Below are 19352 nucleotides of genomic sequence, written 5' to 3'. Positions count from 1 at the left end.
ATTCCGGCAGAATAGGACACATGCCTCTACGCCTGCCGCTGTTCCTCGACTGTGATCCCGGAATCGACGACGCCATCGCCCTCGGATATCTGCTGTGCCAAGACGATGTCGACATCATCGGCATCGCAGCCTCAGGCGGCAACGTGTCCACCGCCCAGGTGTGCGCCAACGCTCAAGGCTGGCTTGAACTTGCCGGACGGACGGAGATACCCATTCACCCGGGAAGCGAGTTCCCCTCAGCTTGGCCGACCGAAGGCACCGATGGATACTCTGCGATGTCGCCTATTGCCGAGCCCGAGTACGCCGACCTCACCCACGGACCCACCGGTGCCGGATATGCGCGGCTTCCACAACCGGCGACACCGGCCAGCACCATCAGTGCCGCTCAGGCCTGGGTCGAAGCCGCACGGTCTCACCCCGGGCAGCTCATCGGCGTTGTCATCGGACCGTCGACGAACCTTGCCCTGGCCATTGCCATCGAACCCGAACTGCCCAACCTGATGAGACGACTCTTCATCATGGGCGGTGCCTTCAACTATCGCGGCAACACCCATCCGACCACCGAATGGAACGTCACCTTCGACCCCGAGTCGACAGCGAGCGTCATCGCCGCCTTCGACCACGCTCACCGCGAGGGCGCTCTTCGGGCTCTGCCGGTGATCGCCCCGATCGAAGCCACCGAGGCTCTTGAGATGACTCCCGCACGGTTGAGAACGATCCTCGACGCGGCACTGGAGCCGCAGGACGAGACGGGGGAATCGTCTGGTGCTGGTGAGAGATGGGGCAACTGGCTGGCCCAGATGGCCGAAGCCCTCCGCTTCTACTTCGAGTTCCACGAATGGGACGGTCTGGGCTACATCGCCCACATCCATGACCCCTTCGTCCTCGCCTGCGCCCTCGAATGGGCACGCAGCGACGAGATCACAACCACCTCGGCGGGCAGCGACGAACCCATTGCGAACGGAACTCGAGGCACACTGCCGTGGGCCACGACGATCTGTGCGCCCGTCGACGTCGAACTCACCGGTAAACTCACACGTGGCGAAACCGTCGCCGATTGGCTGGGACGGTGGGGGAAGGGCGTCAATGCCGAGATCATCCGCACGATCGACGCGCAGACCTTCCTCGACCACCTCGGCGAGACACTGAGCAAAGGACCCCATCATGACCACGAAACCAAGACAGTCTGGGCAGGGGCCGGCACACACCGTCGGTCCCGCACAAAACCAGAGCACTGAGAGTCACGGCACTAAGAGTCACCAGAGCCACGCGCTTCCTCTCGCACTGACCTTCCTCGGCACCATCGTCATCCTCGGCACATATATCGCGGTCCTCCTGACGCAACCGGCCAACCTCGGCACGAACTTGGGACATACGACCCTGTGGGTCATGCTCGGATACCTGCTCGGGGGAGTCCTCCTCGCCGCCGGCACACTGCCGCTCATCCCGCGCAGCATCCTCGCGCTCATCCCCGTCGCCATCGCCGCCAATATCGTCATCGGCCATGTCGTCGGCAATGTCACCCCCATCCCGCTCTACCTCGACTCGATCGGGACCGTGATGATCGGCGTCCTCGCCGGTCCTGCAGCCGGAGCGTTCACCGGCATCATCTCCAACCTCATCTGGGGAGTCACCCTGAGCCCCAGCGTCATCGCCTTCAGCTCCGGGGCGGCCTTCATCGGTGCAGCCGCAGGGTGGGCGGCACGGCTCGGTGCCTTCCGCACTCCCTGGTTCGCCGTCATCATCGGCGCTCTTGCAGGAATCCCTGCCGGAGCACTCGGCGCTCCTGTGGCTGCCTACGTCTTCGGCGGCGGTCTGGGCTCGGGCACCGGCGGCGTCGTCGCCGTCCTGCAGGCAGCTGGCCTCGAGATGCTCAACGCGACATTGGCGCAGAGCCTGTTCTCCGACATCATCGACAAGGCACTCATCTTCGCCCTGGCCTATGTGGTCGTGCGCACCCTGCCACGGCGAATTCTCGACAGGTATCCGTTCACCGACCACAGTCTTTCGCGCAGTTCCCGCAATTCGGACAATTCGCGCACGCCGGCGCAGGTCGGCTGAATGACCTCGACTGTTCTCGACCGGGAGCAGCAGGCCACACACCGTTGGCATCCAGCCACCGAGATCATCATCCTCGTATGCTCTCTGCTGCTCGTCTTCGGCATCCCGTCCCCGGTCGTGCCCATTGCCATCATCTCCGCCACGCTCATCGCCGCGGTAATCTCACCCGCAGTGAGGCTGCGCACCTGGGCGATCGGCGTCGGCGTGCTGTGCCTGCCGACGCTGATCGTCCTCAGCGTCGTGCAGGGACTCTTCTACCCCGGTGCCGAGGTGACCGTGCTGTGGCAATACGGTCCCGCCCAGCTCACCGTCGAAGGACTGGCGATCGCCGCTCAGATCTGGCTGCGGGTCAGTGCGCTCGTGTCCCTGTGCGCATTCTTCGGACTCGGAGTCGACTCGGCTCGCCTGTATGACGGGCTGCAGGCCTTGCGGCTGCCCTCCTCGGTGGCCTATATCTGCGCTTCGGCGATCGGCCTCATCCCACTCATGCGCACCCGCACTCAGCAGATGATCGAGGCCCGTGCCAGTCGCGGTTGGGACATGAGCAGTTGGGTGATCCGCACCCGGCTGCTGCCGAGCATCGTCACCGGCCTGTTCACCTCCATCCTCATCGAGGTCGAACAGCGTCACGAGGTGCTCGAACAACGCGGTCTCGGAGAATCAACGCAGGTGACGTCATTGCAGGATCACCACGACGGCCCGAGCCAATGGTTGCTGCGCCGAGGCGTTCCCCTCCTCACCTGCGTCCTCGTCGTGTGCTCCGTGGCCGATGTCCTGCCTCTGCCCACTGCCGACCAGATGATCTGGGGTGGCTGAGACCATGCTTCTCGAACTCACCGGCGCCGGCTTCACCTACCGCAACGGTGCGGTCGCGACACTGACCGACATCGACCTCCGCCTGGCCCCCGGGCAGATGCATGCGATCCTCGGCGAGGTGGGCGCGGGTACGTCCACCCTGGGTCGGCTGATCACAGGGTTGTTGTCCGAACGTGGAACCAGCGTCGGGCACATCCGCGTCGCGGGGACTGCGGTGATGCTCGGCGATGACCCCGAGGCGCAGCTGAGTGGAATGACGAGCCTCGTCGCCGATGAGGTTCAGCTGTCCGGGCGGCTGCACGGGGACGAGGTCTCAGCGGTCGAGAGGCGCGCACACCAGGCCCTTGACTCACTGGGCATCGACGAACTGTGGCGGCGACGCCTCGACACTCTCTCCGGTGGTCAGCGCCAACTCGTCGCACTGGCGGGACTGCTCACCGGGAATCCATCATTGCTGGTCCTCGACCAGCCCTCGCTGTCCCTGGACCCGGAGACTCGGCGGCGCCTCGGCGCAGCGCTTCGGGCCTTCTGCGACGCTGGAGGTGCGGTCCTCATTACCGCACATCAATTCGACGAGGTGGCCGAAGCCTGTGACCAGGTGAGCATCCTGGAATCCGGTCGACTGATCAGGACCGGCATCCGCCCCTCAGCCAGCGAACTTGAACGACAAGGGATCTGGGACACTCGACCACGTGGGCAAGGAGAGCCACGTGAGCCACACCAGTCCTGTGAGCCATATCAGTCATTTGAGTCACGCTGGACGGACCGCTCTGAAGCTGCCGGAGAGTCGGCCCCGGCTTCTGTCGCACTGTCGGTGCGCGGGCTGAGCGTCGCCCGCGCTGGGGTCTCCGTTCTGACCGACATCGATCTCGATCTCGCATCAGGTGAGATCGTGTCGATCATGGGATCCAACGGTGCAGGGAAGTCCACCCTCTTGCACAGTCTCGTTGGTCTACTCGGAGCCGGGGCCAGAACATCGGGCACGATCACCGTCGATGGCAACGGACCTCCGATCAGCCTCGGCGAGGCTCCTGCCCATGAACGAGCACAGCACCTCGGCTGGGTGGGACAGGACCCGGGCAGTCAGCTTTCCGCTGCGACCGTGCGCGAAGAGCTCATGCACGCAGTGCCGCTACCCGCGCACAGACGCCGCGACAGGGCAACGATCCGCACTCGCCGACAGGAGGCGGTCACCTCGGCGTTGGCGAGGACTGGGTTGGATTCTTTCAGCGAGACTCATCCCTATGATCTGAGCATCGACCTCCGCAAGGATCTGGTGATGGCCTCGGCGCTCATCTTGAGCCCTCGGATTCTCCTCCTCGACGAACCGACTCTGGGCAGAGACCGCAAGGCCATCGACAGACTGAACATGTTCACCAAGGATTTCCGCCGCCGTGGTGGATCCGTCCTGGCCACCACCCATGACCGCCACTGGGCCGCAACGACAGGCGATCGCATCCTGCTTCTGGACGAGGGGCGGGTGAATCAGGACGAGCAGTGCAGGGGAGCGGCCGGTTGAGGCCGCTTCAGGTGATCCGCTCAGAAGTCGTACGTGGCATCCGTGGTCGGGGCTTGTGGCCCGTGGATCTTCTGCAGATGCACATGCCTGATCAAGCGGATGACTGGCCGGATGAGCATCTCAACGCTGCCGAGGACGAAGAGGCAGGTTCCCGTGAACACCCACGCCTCGGAGAAGAACATGAAACTGCCGATGAGGAACCAGCTGCCGATGAGAACATCGTTGACGATGCTCAGCACCTGATAGCGCTGCCGGATGACGAGTTCGTCATGTCCGATGCGGATCGTCAGGTTGTGGTCGTCATCGGTCATATCGTCCTCCTGGACTCAAAGAGTGTGGACTGCGACTCGCGGCGCCGAACTCGCTGCTCGCCCCTGACTCGATGCTAGGCGGGACCAGCGCTGCTTGACCATATATCCGCAGGTGATTGCGACTGCCTCGGCCATGTCAGCGCCGAGTCGTAGCGTGAGGTCATGGATAAGAACGTGAATTCGTTTGATGCACTGTACGCCGAAGTCGGCAGTCACAGATCCGTGATGCCATGGGACGAGCTGCTCGGCTTCGTCCGCCGTTTTCCCCAGGTCGCCGCGTTCAACGCGGCTCTCATCGCGCAGCAGAATGCCGGAGCGATATTCGTCGAGACAGAGCACGCATGGCGGCAGAAGTTCGGCAGGCTCCTCACAGACGAAGCCGTGGCATTGATCGTGCTTCACCCCTTCGCTCCGGTTCGCTTCGTCTACGATGTCGAGGACACCCACGGGCCTCCGGTCCCCGATGCCGCACTCAACCCCTTCAAGGCAGTTGGGGCACCGACGTGGGACGGGCATCGTCTCGTCATGGACGTCCTGCACCGAAAGGGGCTGGACCTCGCCGGTCTGCCGAAGACGCAGAGTCCCACTGTGATGTTGAAGCATGTGCTCGATGAGCTCGCACTGGTCTATGCCGGACACCTCGGAGCTTTCCCGAAATTGGGGATTGCTGCCAGTGAGACGGACATCGATGGACGACAGTCCTGCTTCGAAGCCGAATGCATCACCTGGCTGATCGCCGGACGCCTCGGCCTGAAAATGGCGGCGACCGGATCGTTGAAGGGCTACCTCAAGCACGGTGAGCTCCTGCCCCCGCTGTCCAGGGATCGGGTCCTGCACTCTGTCAATGCCATCGAAAAGCTCTTCGGCGGGGCACTGGCCTTCGGCCGAACCATCCGCGAGGACGTGCCGAGCCTGTTCCCGCTGCCCGAACAGTGGTCTCTCTCCTCCTGACGGGTGACATCAGCCTGCCGATCCTCGACACACACCCGGGGACAGGTTTCTGCTGATCCCTGGTCAAAGGGGCGGCGGGCGAGCAGAATGCCTATATGTCCACAATCCCGAACAGATGGACCAAGGCCACCGTCTATCCCGACATGTGGGTGGACCCCGATGGCGATCCACGCAATACCGACGGCACGAGTCCCGACGGCGAAGCCGAGACTCAGCTCGAGTTCATCCGGGACTACCGTTTCACCCTGCGGATGAAATGCGCCGAGCTCGATGCGAAACAACTGGCCACACGCTCGGTTCCGCCGTCGACGATGTCGCTCCTGGGGCTGCTCAGGCACATGGCTGAAGTCGAACGTGACTGGTGCAACTGGATCACAGAGGACGAGCACCGGCCCTCACTCTATGGTGGCCTCGATGCGGCATTCGACGTTTCAACGGCCGATGACGACATGCTGGCGACAACCTTGGCAGATCTCGAAGCGGAGCAGGTGACCACCGATTCCGAGGTTGCCAAGCACACAGATCTGGGAGCCCGCCTCGGCGAATCGCAGATAGCGGTGAGGGAACTCCAAATCCATCGGATCGAGGAGTACGCCAGGCATCGCGGGCATGCTGACCTTCTCCGGGAGTGCATCGATGGCCGAACGGGGCAGTGACCACGGAGCAGAAACGGGTACCCTTGATTGAACGATCTCAATGAGGAGACATCATGACCCGCGCAGTGCAGATCACTTTCGATTGTCACGACCCGATCGGGCAAGCCACTTTCTGGGCAGGGACGCTCGGATACGTCATCCCTGGCCCTCCCGGAGTCAGCCTCAGCGCCGGTGACGATCCTTTTGTCGCGTGGAGGGAATTCGTCGCGGGGCTGGGCATCGACTTGAAGCCGGAGGACTTCCGCGCCGCGATCGAGGATCCGCACGGACGCGGCCCCCGAGTGTTCTTCCAGATAGTGCCCGAGGACAAGATCGTCAAGAACAGAGTCCATCTCGATGTGCGTGCTGCCCCCGGGCTGCAGAACAGCGAACGGATGCAGGCGTTGGAAGTCGAATGTCAGCGTCTGCAGGAGCTGGGCGCACAGCGTCTCGAACGGGTCGATCCCAACCCGCCGATGGAGACAGGATTCATCGTCATGGCCGATCCCGAGGGAAACGAGTTCTGCCTCGACTGACTAGGGCGCTGACCAGGATGAGAATCCTCTTAGCAAGGGGGCAGCGGGCGCACCTCCTTGTTACCGTTGAGAGCATGAAGACACAGAGATGGGCCACGCGAGCCGCTGCAGGAACCATGATCTTCGCCTTCGCCCTCACCGGCTGTTCAAGTGGGGACTCAGGTGATGGTCAGGCTTCGGAGACCGAGGGCAAAACCTCAGAGTCACCTGAGGCCCAGAACGACTCTGACGACGACGAATCAGACGACGCTGAAGCAGGCGATGACGATGCCGGCAGCGATAGCGGCGCTGAAGACACGAAGTCGCAGGGCTCGACGACAACCAGCTCCTCGGGGTTGGCCGCTGATGCTGATCTGAGCAGGGAATCACCATCAGTGGCACCCGAGGATGCTATTGCCACGGCGAAGAAGGAAGCGAAGGACGGCACCGTACACGGCATCGAACTCGACTTCGACGAACGCGACAAGGCCTGGCAGTACGAGGTCAAGGTCATCGCCGGCTCCACCGACTTCGATATCGAGATCGATGCTGAGACCGGTGAAGTCGTCGACACGGAGAAGGACTCCTCGGACGACAAAGAGCAGGCCATCGACCTGAATGACCCGATGACCTTCGACGAGGCGCTCAAGCTTGCTCAGGGCAAGGGCTCGGGCCGACTCGACGGATGGAAGCTCGAATCCGACGACAACCGTATCGAATACCAGTTCGATTTCGATGACAAGGGGGAGGAGATCGAGGTATCCGTCGACGTCGAATCGAAGAAGGTCACCGTCGACGACTGACCATCGCCGCATCCTGTGCACCCCAGTGCCGCATCCTGAGCACCATCACGACAGCTGGGCACTGTCAGGACGGAACATCGCGGCGTAGGCTGGCGCCATGCCTTTGAACCCAGTTGCTTCGCCTTCGCCGGCAGGGCGTCTCGACGTCATTGCCGGCCCCATGTTCTCAGGCAAATCCGAGGAACTCATGCGCCGCGTCCGGCGAGCAAAGATCGCCGGGGTCAATGTGCTCGTCCTCAGCCACTCTCTCGACACACGGTCCGATCTGTCGACGATCACCTCTCACGACGGGATCAACATTCCTGCGGTACCCGTCGGTGACGTCGAGTCCCTCGCCGCGGTCGCTCGCGCCGAGGACTATGATCTGGTGGCCATCGACGAGGCCCAATTCTTCGGACCTGACCTGGTACCGACCGTATTCGACCTCGTGGAACGTGGTGCTGCAGTCATCGTCGAAGGCCTGTGCGTGACGTTCGACGGCGGCCCCTTCGAACCGATGCCGACATTCATGGCCGTGGCCGAGGACGTTCTCAAACTCACCGCTGTGTGCACGATCTGCGGCAGGGATGCCGTCTTCCACCAACGTGTGGGCACCCCCGGGCTCAGTGTCGACGCCTCGGAACCGAGTGCCACAGACATCGATGCCAGCCATGTCGGGGGCCTCGAATCCTATGTCGCACGTTGTCGGGAGCATTTCGCTCCACCGCACTAGACGCAATCGGTCACGACCGCATCAGAGCAGCTGCTCAGTCCTCGATGCTCTCCCACACCTCACGCCAGATCCGGGCCAAGTCCGGAACCTGATAATGGGCATTGAGACCGCTGGGCTGAGGTACGACGTGAAGGTTGATGTCCTCGGGCCAGCCATCGATGAGAGACGTGTCCTGCTCGCCGAGGTGGGCCTTGGGCTGCGAATATCCGATCCGGAACGATGTGATCCCAGCGACTGCGACTACCTTGGGGCGGATGTCGTCGAGTCGGCGGACAAGTCTGGCCGCACCCTCGCGCAGTTCGTCCTTGTCCAGCTCATCGGCCCGGGCTGTGGCCCGTCCCACGAGATTGGTGATGCCGATGCCGCGTGCCAGCAGCTGTGCCTCGTCCTCGACGGCCAGGCCCAGGGAAGCGTCGACGAGGTGATCGGTCAGACCTGCCTGATGCAGAGACGGCCAGAAGCGGTTGCCCGGTCGGGCGAAGGGTGCATTGACCGCGGCCGTCCACAGGCCCGGGTTGATTCCGACGATGAGCATCGAGAGTTCACCCGGGCGCCCGGGGAGAACGTCATCGATGGCGTCGGGATTGTCAGTGGCGAACGCAGCGAGGTCGTCCTTCGTCGGCTTTCGTCCGCCTAAGGGCGATGGTCGGCGGGAGCTGGTGAAACCTTCCTCAATCACGCTGTCCACACTACCGTCGAGTCAGAACGGGCGAATCAGCGCCCGTCGACTCACAACCATCGGGAGACCCATGACGCACGAATACGGGCAGCAGACTCATCAGCACGTGCGACCGCACGCCGGTGAGTCAGCCCCCTTCCATTTCGAAAGCACGTGGAGGGTCGATGCCAGTCCGACAGAGGTGTGGTCCGTGCTCTCCGATGTCGAGTCGTGGCCGCAGTGGTGGCCGGGTCTGCCCGTGGCGGTCCCCGCCGATGACAGGATCGTGCCCGGCAGCCGCGCCGACATTCAGGTGCAGAGCCCGATCGGTGTCTCCTTGAGATTCGGAATCGAACTTCAGGACACAGGCCCGCCGCGCTTCGTCTCGTTCTTAGCCACCGGTGATCTGAGAGGGATCGGTGAGTGGACCTTGGAGCAGACGGGCCCGATCACCACGATCAGCTCCGTGTGGTGTGTGACCACTTCGCGCTCGTCGATTCGCATGCTGCGTCCCGTGGCAACGTGGATGCACTCACGTGTGATGAGAGCCGGGCACCGCGGTCTGGCCAGACGACTGAACCGTCTCATGCCCTGAGGCCGACCACGCATCGATGCCGCCGGCCAGGGACCGCAGACGCACGGACTCGGGTGCCGCATCGCGCAGAAGCTGTACGGCCTGAGCGGAGCGGGCCCCTGACTTGCAGTGGATGACGACCTCGTGAGGCAGCTGCGTGACAAGAGCTTCCACCGAGGCCCACCCCTCGACCTGCAGCGCACCCAGCGGCAGGTGGACGGATCCGGGTATCGATGCCAGCTGGCGCTCCCAATCGGCCCGCACATCGATGAGGAGGGCGGAGGAAGGATCAGCCAGATACTCATCGACCCTGATCTCGTCCTCCCGATCTGCACCGTCATCGTCTCCTTCTGTACGGGCAGCTGCGCAGGCCACTGCCACCTCGGCGAGGTCGGTGACAGGTTCGCGATCAGGGTCCGGTGAGAACCTCAGCGTGGAGTAGTCGGACTCCAGTGCGTCATAGCGCAGCAGGCGACCGATCAGGGGAGTGCCGATGCCGCAGATGAGTTTCACCGCCTCCGTGGCCATCGCCGAACCGATGGTGCCGCACAGCACCCCGAGGACACCGCCTTCGGCGCAGTTGGGCACGGAATCGGCCTCGGGGATGTCGGGAAACAGGTCGCGCAGCATCGGCCCGTGCCCGGGAACGAAGGTGCTCACCTGACCGGCGAAGCGAAAGATCGTGCCCCAGATCAGTGGGGTGCCGGTGAGTTCGGCCGCATCATTGGACAGGTAGCGGGTCGCGAAGTTGTCCGCACCGTCGAGGACCAGATCATGGGAACCGAACAGCTCGAGCACATTGTCGGGACTCAACCGGTCCGCAATAGCGTGAACCTCGAGCAGCGGATCGAGGCGCAGCAGGGCGTCACGGGCGGAATCGACCTTGGCCCGCCCGATATCAGCGTCGCGGTGGAGGACCTGGCGCTGCAGGTTCGAGGCTTCGACCACATCGTCGTCGATGATCGTGATCGATCCGATCCCGGCTGCGGCCAGGTAGTGCAGAACCGGGGCGCCCAGCCCTCCAGCACCGATGACCAGCGCCGAGGCGGCCCGTAACCGGCGTTGTCCTTCGACCCCGATTCCGGGCAGGCTCAGATGCCTGGCGTAGTGTTCAAGTTCCCGCGGGCTCAGAGAATCACTCGGTTCGACCAGCGGGCCCGGATTGTTCGCCTCGCTCATCTCGGGGTCACCATCCCGTCGAAGGTCGATGAGGCCAGGGCCAACGGTCGCTTGGGGATGCGCCCGGCATGGGCAGCCAGATGACCGGACTCCACGGCAAGGGACATCGCCCGGGCCATGGCGCTGGCATCATGTGCCCGGGTCACCGCGGAGGCCAACAGGACGGCGGTGCAGCCGAGCTCCATCGCCGAAGCCGCATCAGAGGCGGTGCCGATTCCGGCATCGAGGATCACAGGCACCTGGGCGCGGCTGACGATCGTCTCGATGTTGTGCGGGTTGAGGATACCCAGCCCGCTGCCGATCGGAGCACCGGCAGGCATGACCACAGCAACCCCGGCATCCTCGAGCCTCTTGGCCAGGGCCGGATCGTCGTTCGTGTAGGCGAAGACCGTGAAGCCGTCGAGCACGAGCTCCTCCGCGGCCCGGAACAGCTCCACCGGATCGGGCAGCAAGGTCTCTTCATCGGCGATGACCTCGAGCTTGACCCAGTTCGTCTCGAGAGCTTCCCTGGCCAATCGGGCAGTCAGCACAGCATCCCTGGCCGTGTAGCATCCAGCCGTATTGGGCAGGATGCGGATACCCAGACGCTGCAGCAGGGCGAACACCGAGTCCTGGGCAGTGCCGTCGTAGCGGCGCAGTGCTACGGTCGTGAGTTCTGTGCCCGATGCTTCCAGCGCCTGTTCGAGGATGCTCAGCGAACTTGCGCCGCCGGTGCCCATGACGAGCCGGGAGTTCAGAGTCACTTCGTCGACGTTCCAGGTCATATCAGCCTCCCTGCACTGCGGTGACGATGTCGACGCTGTGGCCCTCGGCCAGGGTGAAGCCCGACCACTGTCCGCGCCTGATGACCTCACCGTCGACGGCGAGCGCGATGCCCAGGCGACTGCCGTCGACGGGGGTGCCGTCGGTGCCGATCTCCTTGTCGACGATGCCGGAGATGAGGTCCTTGGCTGTGGTGGGACCGGCGAGTGCGTGGCGCTCGCCGTTGAGCGTGATGGTGATGGTGTCGGTCACGGATGACTCCCTGCTGGTTGCTGAATCGAAACGGTGTGCTGCTGAGCGTCCTGTGTGTCCGCCGGTGGGTGCTCTGAATCGAAGCGTTCCGGTCCCACTGCTTCCAGTGACCCCGATGGCGCCCATGAGGTGTCGGCTCTGGTGGCAAGGTCGGCGGTGAGGCCTGCACCCAGCGGGGCGAGGAGAATGCCGTGCCGGAAGAAGCCGGTGGACACCACACAGCCGGGATCGATGCGTCCGATGATCGGCACGTCATCGGGTGAGCCCGGTCTGGCGCGGGTGGTGATGTCGGTGATCTCGCAGTCGAGGATGGCCGGGACGAGGCGCTCTGCATCACGAAGCAGCTGGTGGACTCCGCCGGCGTTGGTTCCCGACCGGCCGTCCTCACGGCTCGTGGCCCCGAGGACGAGTTCGCCATCGGGACGAGGCACGATGTAGACGGGCCGAGCATTGACCAGACCGCGGATCGTGCGCGTCAGCAGTGGGGCCAGGGCCTTCGGCGCCCGGAGTCTGATCACCTCACCCCATACTTGGCGCAGAGGCAGCGTCGGTACCCCCACGATGTCATTGCACGAAGCGCCAGCGGCGACGATGACCTGATCAGCAGTTAACCTCGTCCCATTGTCGAGCTCGACGCCCACAGTGCGCCCTGCTGCCTTGAGCAGACCCGTGACGCAGGCCCGGACGATGTCATCACCGAGGACGGCTGTCAGTGCACCGGTGACTCGACGGGGATCGATCGAATGATCTCCGGGGATCGTGACGGCTCCGCACACCCCGGGTGCCAGGGACGGTTCCAGGTCACGGGCCCGGGAGCCCGCGATGAGGGAGACGTCGAAACCGGCAGAGGACTGCAGGTTCATGAGCTCACGCAGGGAGGCGAGGTCGGCCCGGTCACCGGCACACACGAGGGTCTCGGTGCTCGAGTGTCCCAGGTCATGGCCCGAGGCGGCAGTCAGCTCGGCGGCGAAGTCCGGGTAGAGGTCCGCCGAGGCACGCATGAGCGGATACAGGGGCGACTGCCCCCACACCACCTCGGCGGCCGGGGCCAGCATTCCCGCCGCCGCATGGGAGGCACCCATGGCAGGGGCAGGATCGACGATAGTGACGCGCACGCCGCGTCGGCGCAGATTCCAGGCGGTGGACAAGCCGATGATTCCAGCTCCCACAACGATGACGTGCACGTGCTGCTCCCTCCGGCGGCATGATCCGCATCAGGTTGAACGGTCGGCACAAAGCCCTCTCAGCCCCTTTATGAGGCTCCCGCGAACTCCTCTACTCTAGGAGCATGGCCGCAGATATGACAATGGACGCCGCACTCCAAGACACGGATACAGCCACAGACAGGGGCACACGTCTTGACCGGCTGCGCACGGCTAGGCTCTATGTCTGCACCGATTCCCGCAGCGTGCAGGGCGATCTCCCAGAGTTCCTCGATGCCGCCTACGCCGGTGGCGTCGACATCATCCAGCTGCGCGACAAGGGCCTCGAAGCCCGGGCCGAGATCGAAGCACTCGAGGTGCTCAGGGACGCAGCCCACCGGCACCAGAAGCTCTTCTCCGTCAACGACCGCGCGGATGTGGCCCTCCTCGTCGGCGCCGATGTCTTCCACGTCGGCCAGGGCGACCTCACCAGCGAACAGGCCCGCGCGGTCCTCGGCCCGGATGTGATCCTGGGCCGCTCGACCCATTCCATTGCCCAGGCCGATGCCGCCGAGGCGGATCCCGAGATCGATTATTTCTGCTTGGGTCCCGTGTGGGAGACCCCTACCAAACCCGGCAGACCAGCCATCGGCACCGACCCCCTGCGCGCGCTCGCCTCCAGCGCGTCCAAGCCCTGGTTCGCGATCGGCGGGATCTCGGCCGTCGAGCGCCTCACGGAGGTAAGAGCCGCCGGTGCGCAGCGCATCGTCGTCGTCCGTGCGGTGACCGCAGCAGAGGACCCCGCGGCCGCGGCTGCGGAACTCAAACAGGCATTGTGACAGCGCGCGGCGCAACAGCAAAGGAATCTATCTGACATGGGAGAGCACACAGTGAAGATACTCATCGCCGGAGCCGGCGCGACCGGCGGGGCGTTCGGCACCCGCCTGTTCGAAGCAGATCGCGATGTCACGTTCCTCGTCCGCGAGGCACGAGCGCAGACGATGCGTGCCAACGGCCTGCGATTCGTCGCCCCCGGTGAGGACCGGACGAATCACATCCCCGTCCTCACCGCCGCCGACCTCGCCCAGGCTGATCCGGCAGCTGCCGACTCCGCCGCTGCCGATCGCCAGGATTCGACTCCCTTCGACCTCGTGATCGTCGCGGTCAAGGCCAACGGCTTGGAATCGATCATCGACGACATCAGACCCGCAGTGGGGGAGCAGACCCTGATCATTCCGTTCCTCAACGGCATGGCTCAGATCGAGCGATTGGTCGAGGAATTCCCCGGCCAGGTTCTGGGCGGTCTGGTCAAGATCGTCGGAACGATCAAGGACGGAGCCATCCACCAGATGACCGACCTGGCTATCATGACCATCGGCGACCTCGACGGGGGAGTCGTCCCCGATCCCATCGTCGAGGCTCTTGACGTTCCCGGCTACAGACTGCAGATCCTTGAGAACATCACGGACGCCCTGTGGGAGAAGTGGATCTTCATCGCCGCGGCAGGAGTCGTCACCTGCCTGTTCCGGGCCCCGGTCGGAGCGATCATGGCGGCTGGCGGACAATCGCACATCGTGGGAATCGTCGACGAGCTCGAAGCCGTTGCGAGCGCCGGGGGACACCCGGTCTCGGCCGAGGTCAGGGACATGACTCTGGCCATGCTCACCGCCGAGGGCTCGTCATTCACCTCATCGCTCTATCGCGATGTGACCTCGGGTCTGCCCAGCGAAACCGAGCACATCCTCGGCCACCTCGCGCGAACAGCCGCTGACCTCGGTGTGCAGACACCCCTGCTCGACCTCACACTTGTGCAGCTGCGGGCGGGGGAGTCGCTGCGACAGAGTTGAGCGTCGAAACTGAACCGACGGTCGAGACAGAACTGACCTCTTCGACGCCGAGGCGCAGCATCGTCAGGTACGGTTCACCGGGGATGGTGTGGGTGACTGCATCCGATCCGTGCGGAGCTGTGAACGTCACCATCGGGATCGAATCTGCGCGGTCGAGAACCAGAAGGGTCTCGTATCCGCCTGGCCCCACCGAGTGGGCGGAGCCGACGGGAAGTTCGCAGGCCAGTGTCTCCAGCGGGTTGTCCGATGAAGGCGGCCGGTTCATCTCCTGATCGGCGACATCGGCGAACTGCTGGGCCGTGATGAGATATGCCTTGGCCGGTGTGGGGCCTGGTACGTGATGGTCATAGAAGGCCATTCCTCCGCCGCCCCACACGGTGGAGGTGCCGGCGAAGTAGATGGATCCGGGAAGTTCGATGCCTATCTCTGCCAGCGGCGGAGCGGAGTCCCGAGCGCCGGGATAGGTGACGAACGCACCTGGGGGACGGCCGCCCTGCAGGTAACAGGCGAGCCTGTCACGATGCATGTTCGACCCATAGCTGACATACCACACGAGACCTTGAGACATCCCATTCATGATGCCACGTCAACGGCTGGGACTGTCCAATCTGCAGAGTCTCGGTGTGCCGTTCGATCCCCCTCTGATCGGGCTTTCCTCCTGGCCAGAAGTCTGCGCGTGAGTTCAGCAACACCGGTGATGGTGAGTGCGATGCCGATGCCCAATCCCACCCCGAGCAGCGGCTGGTCCTCGAACAGCACACCGCCGAGCAGACCGATGCCCGTCGAATACAGCGCCCAGGCCAGGCACCCTGTCGCATCGAAGGCGAGAAATCGAGGGACCGGATACTTCAGCATCCCCGAGGTCACGGTGGTGGCCGTGCGTCCGCCGGGAACGAAACGTCCCGCGATGAGCACAGCGCCGCCTCGGCGGGCGAATATCTCCTCGGTGCGTTCGAGGAGCCGACGTGCACGCGGACGCCGGGTCCACCGAGACGCCAACGCCCCACCCCCGCGCCCGACAAGGTGGGCGGCGAAGTCACCGGTGAGGGCACCGACTGCTCCGGCCAGCAGGAGTCCGCCGGGGTTCGGTGTTCCGGTGGCCGCATAGGCCGCCGCGGTGATGAGAACCGTTTCGGAGGGCACGATCGGGAACAGGGAGTCGAGGCCGGCGATGACGAAGACGAGGAGGTACACCCACGGCGATTCGAGCGTTGCGGCGAGGATGTCGAAAGCGAAGTCCATACTCATCCACGCTATTGACCGACAGGCGAGCTCGGAACGCGGCGAAGAGCAGTCTCGCCTGCAGGAGCCCGGAGTGACAATGCGGAAAACCGGAAACGGAGACTGCGGTCGGACCCATGGGACTTCGCGCCCGGCGTTGCTACGATCGACCTATGCCCTGGCCGACGTCGCTGACCGCGCGGATTCCCCGAGAATCCCGCATGTTCGTCACACGTTGGAGTGCCTCGGTGCTGGGCATCCTGTGGGGCGTGCTGCTGTGCCTTCCGCTGCTGCTCGCCGCGATCCCCACCCCGGCCTCGCGACTGAGCCGGAGGGTCCTGGCCTGGGAACGTTCCCGGCAGGAGCGGGGATTCGGCATCCTCATGGGTTCGGACCCGATTTCGGACCCGATGAAGCGCGGCTTCTTCGTCCTCAACGGTGTGGTCGCCGGCCTCATCGCCATTCCAGTGCTCAATCTGCTCACGGGTTTCCTGCTCGTCACCATCGGCTCGCTCATCCAGGGACTGTTCATCGGCGGCAGCATCACCATCGGCTTCGACTTCTGGACCATCAACCAGCCGACGCTGTTCGTCGGAGTGCTCTATGGAGCCGCGAACCTCATCGGGGTCATCGTCCTCGCCGAGTTCGCCAATTGGCTGCACGGCAGAATCGACTCCAGGTTCACCGAGACCAGCCGCCCCAACGCGCCCCACACCCGCATCACCCAACTTCTCATGACCCGTCACGGTGTGGTCATGGCCATCGACGAGGAGCGGCGCCGGATCGAGCGGGACCTCCACGACGGAGTGCAGCAGAATGTCGTGTCTCTGTCCGTGCTCATCGCACGTGCCCAACGAGCGAAGGATCAGGACAAGGTCAGCGCCCTCCTCGACGACGCTCTCGTGCAGTCCCAGGATCTCATCGATGAGATGCGCGAGGTCGCCTGGCGGGTCTATCCCACAGCACTGGACGAACACGGTCTGGGCACCGTCCTCCACCGGGTAGCCGATCACTGCCCGATCCCGGTCACCCTCACCGCCGTCCCCACCCGCCGGGTATCGCAGGCCAGTGAATCCGCTGCGTACTTCGTCGTCCGGGAGGCGGTGACCAATGTGGTCAAGCACGCGAATGCGTCGACGATTCGAATCAGCGTGGTCGCCGATGAACAGAAGCTCATTGCCGAGGTGGTCGATGACGGCACCGGGGGAGCCGACCCTGCCGGCAGCGGGCTGAAGGGACTGTCGCGTCGGGTCGGAGCACTGGACGGGACGATGACGATTGAGAGCACAGAGAATGTCGGAACCACAGTGAGAGCGGAGATCCCCTATGTCTGAACCTGGCATGCCTGAATCCAGCGCCGAACCCCTGAGCGTCGGCCCGATGAGAGTCGCCTTGGCCGATGACTCGGTGCTGTTGCGCGAGGGGGTGCGCAGCCTGCTCGAAGACGAGGGCATCGCAGTTGTGGCCTCTGTCGATGACGGGCAGCAGCTTCTGACCGCGGTCGCGACTCAGCGCCCGAACTTGGCGATCGTCGACGTCAGGATGCCACCGACCCACACCACAGAAGGACTCGAGGCCGCGCTGGAGATCAAGCGCCGCTTCCCGGACATCGGAGTCCTTGTACTCAGCCAATACGTTCTGCGCGAATATGCGACCGAGCTGCTGAGCACCGAGACCGTGGGAGTCGGCTACCTGCTGAAGAACCGGGTCACCGACATCGACCGCTTCCTCGAGTCCGTCAATCGGATAGCGGAGGGCGGAACCGTCATCGACCCCGAGGTCGTCCGGCAGCTGCTGAGCTCGTCCGAGAAACAGAACTCCCTGTCAGCGCTCACCCCTCGTGAGAACGAGGTCCTTCAGGCCATGGCTGAGGGGCTGTCGAATCGCGGTATAGCCGAACGACTCTACGTGTCCATCAGCTCCGTGGAGAAGGCCATCAGTTCGATCTTCGACAAGTTCAGGCTGCACGCAGGGGAGACCACGAGCCGGAGGGTCGCGGCGGTCCTGCACTACCTCGATCAGTCCTGAGCCGACGGAGACCAAGGTTCTCAGAGTTCGGAACGGGCTCGGGCACCGATGCGCAGATTGAGGTCCTCGAGCTCGGCCAGCACATCGCCAGCACCCCAGATCTGATTGCGCTTGCGACTGGTCAGACCGCGCAGGACCCCGGCTTCCATCAGCGCGGAGACCGCCCTGTTCGCCGAGGAGCTGGAGAGTTTCAATGAGTCCTCAAGGTCGTCGATCGTGAACACCGGGTCCGATGCGAGGTAGCTCAGGATCCTGGCTGCGGCGCTGTGCTCACGTGGATGGCCGAGGAGGTCGGCCCACTCATCAGGCAGTCCAGCCAGCCGATGCGCGGTCAGCTGAGCTTCCTCCGCCGCGATCACCGATGACGTCGACCACAGCGATATGACCGGTCCGGCGTCGCCTGAGTGATAGGAATTCAGCGCGGCGAAGTAGCGGTTGCGAACCTCGACCAAGGCGGCAGCCAGGGGAACGGTGATCCCGGTCGTGACGCCGCGTGAGTGGAGGATCCCAGCCGCCAAGGCTCGTCCGATCCGACCGTTGCCGTCGGTGAAGGGATGGATCGCTTCGAACTGCGAATGGGCGATGGCGGCCTGCGCGATCGTGGGAATGTCAACGCGGCCGGCGAAGGTCAGCAGATCGTCCATGAGCTCGGGGACGAGTTCCGGGGGTGGGGGAACGTAGAGCGCGCCACGGGGCGAATGGTCGGAGCCGCCGATCCAGTTCTGCATCGGCCGATGTCGGCCCGCCAGATGAGCCTCGCCGGCATCGTCCTTGAGCAGCAGCCGATGGGCGCGAGAGACCGAGTCGGCACTGATCGCTCCCGATGTCAGCAGATCCAGCGCGCCCGTTGCAGCGGCCATCGCAGTGGCCGAAGAATTGGACTTCGCACCGTGGAGGGCTCGGACGAAGTCGTCGATGGGGGCCTCTTCGGCTTCGATCTTCGATGAGGCGATCGATTCGCTGCGCAGCAGCAGGTACGACAGTGGGATCAGGGTGCGACCGTGCTCGGCATCGAGCCGGGAGATCGCGCGGACCGCGGTTTCTGAGCGTGCGGCGAGCTCGGAGGGCAGGCGCAGTTCGACTGAGCCGATGCGGGCCGGAATGGAGACGGACACCTCGGCGAATTTTCTGTCATCGATCGTGCCGCCGCGGAACTCCTGGCGCCACGGTCTGGTTTCTGCCTGCGCTGCGGGCACGGGAACGGCAGAATCAGGCACAGGAACGGCGGAGTCGGACATGGGAATAGTCTAAACGATAAGCCCACATAGAGAAATAAATGGGAATATCTCTCATGGTGATCCCAGTTCCAGGGAACACGGCCCTCTCGCTAGACTCACAGCTCAGGGACGGCCAAGGATACTAGGAG

At 64.2% G+C, this 19352-nt stretch carries 23 protein-coding genes and 1 riboswitch; of the genes, 14 read left to right on the top strand and 9 right to left on the bottom strand.

The features are described from left to right. The first annotated feature begins 20 nt into the window (after positions 1 to 20). The 4 genes from HU144_RS14560 to HU144_RS14545 are packed head-to-tail and all read left to right on the top strand — an operon-like array spanning position 21 to position 4396. Positions 21 to 1238 carry a nucleoside hydrolase gene (locus HU144_RS14560; RefSeq protein ID WP_235351922.1) on the top strand — a complete coding sequence of 406 codons (1218 nt, stop codon included), beginning with the start codon at positions 21 to 23 and terminating at the stop codon, positions 1236 to 1238. Beyond that, positions 1165 to 2061, top strand: a complete 897-nt coding sequence (locus HU144_RS14555; RefSeq protein WP_235351921.1) for a histidine kinase — start codon at positions 1165 to 1167, stop codon at positions 2059 to 2061. The genes HU144_RS14560 and HU144_RS14555 overlap by 74 nt, the downstream gene beginning before the upstream one ends. Further along, complete coding sequence (locus HU144_RS14550; protein WP_235351920.1) at positions 2062 to 2877, top strand: energy-coupling factor transporter transmembrane component T family protein; 816 nt, start codon at positions 2062 to 2064, stop codon at positions 2875 to 2877. Then, entirely contained in the window at positions 2870 to 4396 is a 1527-nt protein-coding gene (locus tag HU144_RS14545) for an ABC transporter ATP-binding protein (protein ID WP_235351919.1), read from the top strand. Before HU144_RS14550 ends, HU144_RS14545 begins: the two co-directional genes overlap by 8 nt. A gap of 20 nt (positions 4397 to 4416) precedes the next feature. Here HU144_RS14545 and HU144_RS14540 read toward each other — a convergent pair whose 3' ends face one another. Next, on the bottom strand, positions 4417 to 4707 hold the full coding sequence (locus tag HU144_RS14540) for a YrhK family protein (protein WP_235351918.1): 291 nt from the start codon (positions 4705 to 4707) through the stop codon (positions 4417 to 4419). 162 nt (positions 4708 to 4869) lie between these two features. Here HU144_RS14540 and HU144_RS14535 point away from each other — a divergent pair, with 162 nt between their 5' ends. The 5 genes from HU144_RS14535 (at position 4870) to HU144_RS14515 (ending at position 8323) form a co-directional block, all read left to right on the top strand. After that, positions 4870 to 5658 (top strand): hypothetical protein, encoded by a 789-nt coding sequence (locus tag HU144_RS14535; protein WP_235351917.1) that lies wholly within the window; start codon positions 4870 to 4872, stop codon positions 5656 to 5658. A 95-nt stretch (positions 5659 to 5753) separates the two neighbouring features. Then, positions 5754 to 6314, top strand: coding sequence for a mycothiol transferase (locus HU144_RS14530; protein WP_235351916.1), 561 nt, complete (start codon positions 5754 to 5756; stop codon positions 6312 to 6314). A gap of 53 nt (positions 6315 to 6367) precedes the next feature. After that, positions 6368 to 6829 (top strand): VOC family protein, encoded by a 462-nt coding sequence (locus HU144_RS14525; RefSeq protein WP_235351915.1) that lies wholly within the window; start codon positions 6368 to 6370, stop codon positions 6827 to 6829. A gap of 74 nt (positions 6830 to 6903) precedes the next feature. Then, positions 6904 to 7611, top strand: coding sequence for a PepSY domain-containing protein (locus HU144_RS14520; protein ID WP_235351914.1), 708 nt, complete (start codon positions 6904 to 6906; stop codon positions 7609 to 7611). 97 nt (positions 7612 to 7708) lie between these two features. Further along, the gene (locus tag HU144_RS14515; RefSeq protein WP_235351913.1) at positions 7709 to 8323 is read left to right on the top strand and encodes a thymidine kinase; all 615 of its coding nucleotides are present in this window, start codon (positions 7709 to 7711) and stop codon (positions 8321 to 8323) included. 34 nt (positions 8324 to 8357) lie between these two features. On the opposite strand, the gene HU144_RS14510 is transcribed toward HU144_RS14515, so the two are convergent. Next, entirely contained in the window at positions 8358 to 9002 is a 645-nt protein-coding gene (locus HU144_RS14510; RefSeq protein WP_235351912.1) for a mismatch-specific DNA-glycosylase, read from the bottom strand. A 70-nt stretch (positions 9003 to 9072) separates the two neighbouring features. Here HU144_RS14510 and HU144_RS14505 point away from each other — a divergent pair, with 70 nt between their 5' ends. After that, the gene (locus HU144_RS14505; protein ID WP_235351911.1) at positions 9073 to 9576 is read left to right on the top strand and encodes an SRPBCC family protein; all 504 of its coding nucleotides are present in this window, start codon (positions 9073 to 9075) and stop codon (positions 9574 to 9576) included. On the opposite strand, the gene moeB is transcribed toward HU144_RS14505, so the two are convergent. The 4 genes from moeB to thiO all read right to left on the bottom strand — a co-directional run bounded on the left by moeB (position 9514) and on the right by thiO (position 12932). Continuing rightward, complete coding sequence (gene moeB / locus HU144_RS14500) at positions 9514 to 10734, bottom strand: molybdopterin-synthase adenylyltransferase MoeB (RefSeq protein ID WP_235351910.1); 1221 nt, start codon at positions 10732 to 10734, stop codon at positions 9514 to 9516. The genes HU144_RS14505 and moeB overlap by 63 nt on opposite strands. Next, on the bottom strand, positions 10731 to 11498 hold the full coding sequence (locus tag HU144_RS14495; protein ID WP_235351909.1) for a thiazole synthase: 768 nt from the start codon (positions 11496 to 11498) through the stop codon (positions 10731 to 10733). The genes moeB and HU144_RS14495 overlap by 4 nt, the downstream gene beginning before the upstream one ends. A gap of 1 nt (position 11499) precedes the next feature. Further along, entirely contained in the window at positions 11500 to 11748 is a 249-nt protein-coding gene (thiS, locus tag HU144_RS14490) for a sulfur carrier protein ThiS (RefSeq protein WP_235351908.1), read from the bottom strand. Beyond that, the gene (gene thiO / locus HU144_RS14485; RefSeq protein ID WP_235351907.1) at positions 11745 to 12932 is read right to left on the bottom strand and encodes a glycine oxidase ThiO; all 1188 of its coding nucleotides are present in this window, start codon (positions 12930 to 12932) and stop codon (positions 11745 to 11747) included. Before thiO ends, thiS begins: the two co-directional genes overlap by 4 nt. After that, a riboswitch (TPP riboswitch) is annotated at positions 12922 to 13025 on the bottom strand. (Overlaps the previous gene by 11 nt.) 23 nt (positions 13026 to 13048) lie before the next feature. Between thiO and thiE the strand changes: the two genes are divergently transcribed. Continuing rightward, positions 13049 to 13729, top strand: coding sequence for a thiamine phosphate synthase (gene thiE / locus HU144_RS14480; RefSeq protein WP_235352712.1), 681 nt, complete (start codon positions 13049 to 13051; stop codon positions 13727 to 13729). 36 nt (positions 13730 to 13765) lie between these two features. Further along, entirely contained in the window at positions 13766 to 14737 is a 972-nt protein-coding gene (locus HU144_RS14475) for a ketopantoate reductase family protein (protein ID WP_235351906.1), read from the top strand. On the opposite strand, the gene HU144_RS14470 is transcribed toward HU144_RS14475, so the two are convergent. Together HU144_RS14470 and HU144_RS14465 are read right to left on the bottom strand one after the other, a co-directional pair. Beyond that, positions 14691 to 15305, bottom strand: a complete 615-nt coding sequence (locus tag HU144_RS14470; RefSeq protein WP_235351905.1) for a histone deacetylase — start codon at positions 15303 to 15305, stop codon at positions 14691 to 14693. The genes HU144_RS14475 and HU144_RS14470 overlap by 47 nt on opposite strands. Positions 15306 to 15310: 5 nt before the next feature. Then, positions 15311 to 15979, bottom strand: coding sequence for a DedA family protein (locus tag HU144_RS14465; RefSeq protein ID WP_235351904.1), 669 nt, complete (start codon positions 15977 to 15979; stop codon positions 15311 to 15313). 152 nt (positions 15980 to 16131) lie between these two features. Here HU144_RS14465 and HU144_RS14460 point away from each other — a divergent pair, with 152 nt between their 5' ends. Then, the gene (locus tag HU144_RS14460) at positions 16132 to 17292 is read left to right on the top strand and encodes a sensor histidine kinase (RefSeq protein ID WP_235351903.1); all 1161 of its coding nucleotides are present in this window, start codon (positions 16132 to 16134) and stop codon (positions 17290 to 17292) included. 7 nt (positions 17293 to 17299) lie between these two features. After that, positions 17300 to 17986, top strand: coding sequence for a response regulator transcription factor (locus HU144_RS14455; RefSeq protein ID WP_268825922.1), 687 nt, complete (start codon positions 17300 to 17302; stop codon positions 17984 to 17986). Between the two features lie 20 nt (positions 17987 to 18006). Here the strand turns inward: HU144_RS14455 and HU144_RS14450 are convergent, their stop codons facing one another. Beyond that, positions 18007 to 19224: a Fic family protein gene (locus HU144_RS14450; RefSeq protein ID WP_235351902.1), complete on the bottom strand. Its 1218-nt coding sequence runs from the start codon at positions 19222 to 19224 to the stop codon at positions 18007 to 18009. Between the last annotated feature and the right edge of the window lie 128 nt (positions 19225 to 19352).

This window comes from Brevibacterium sp. UCMA 11752 (genome assembly GCF_021532235.1).
Classification (GTDB): domain Bacteria; phylum Actinomycetota; class Actinomycetes; order Actinomycetales; family Brevibacteriaceae; genus Brevibacterium; species Brevibacterium antiquum.
This window is presented reverse-complemented; position numbering and strand designations above follow the sequence as displayed.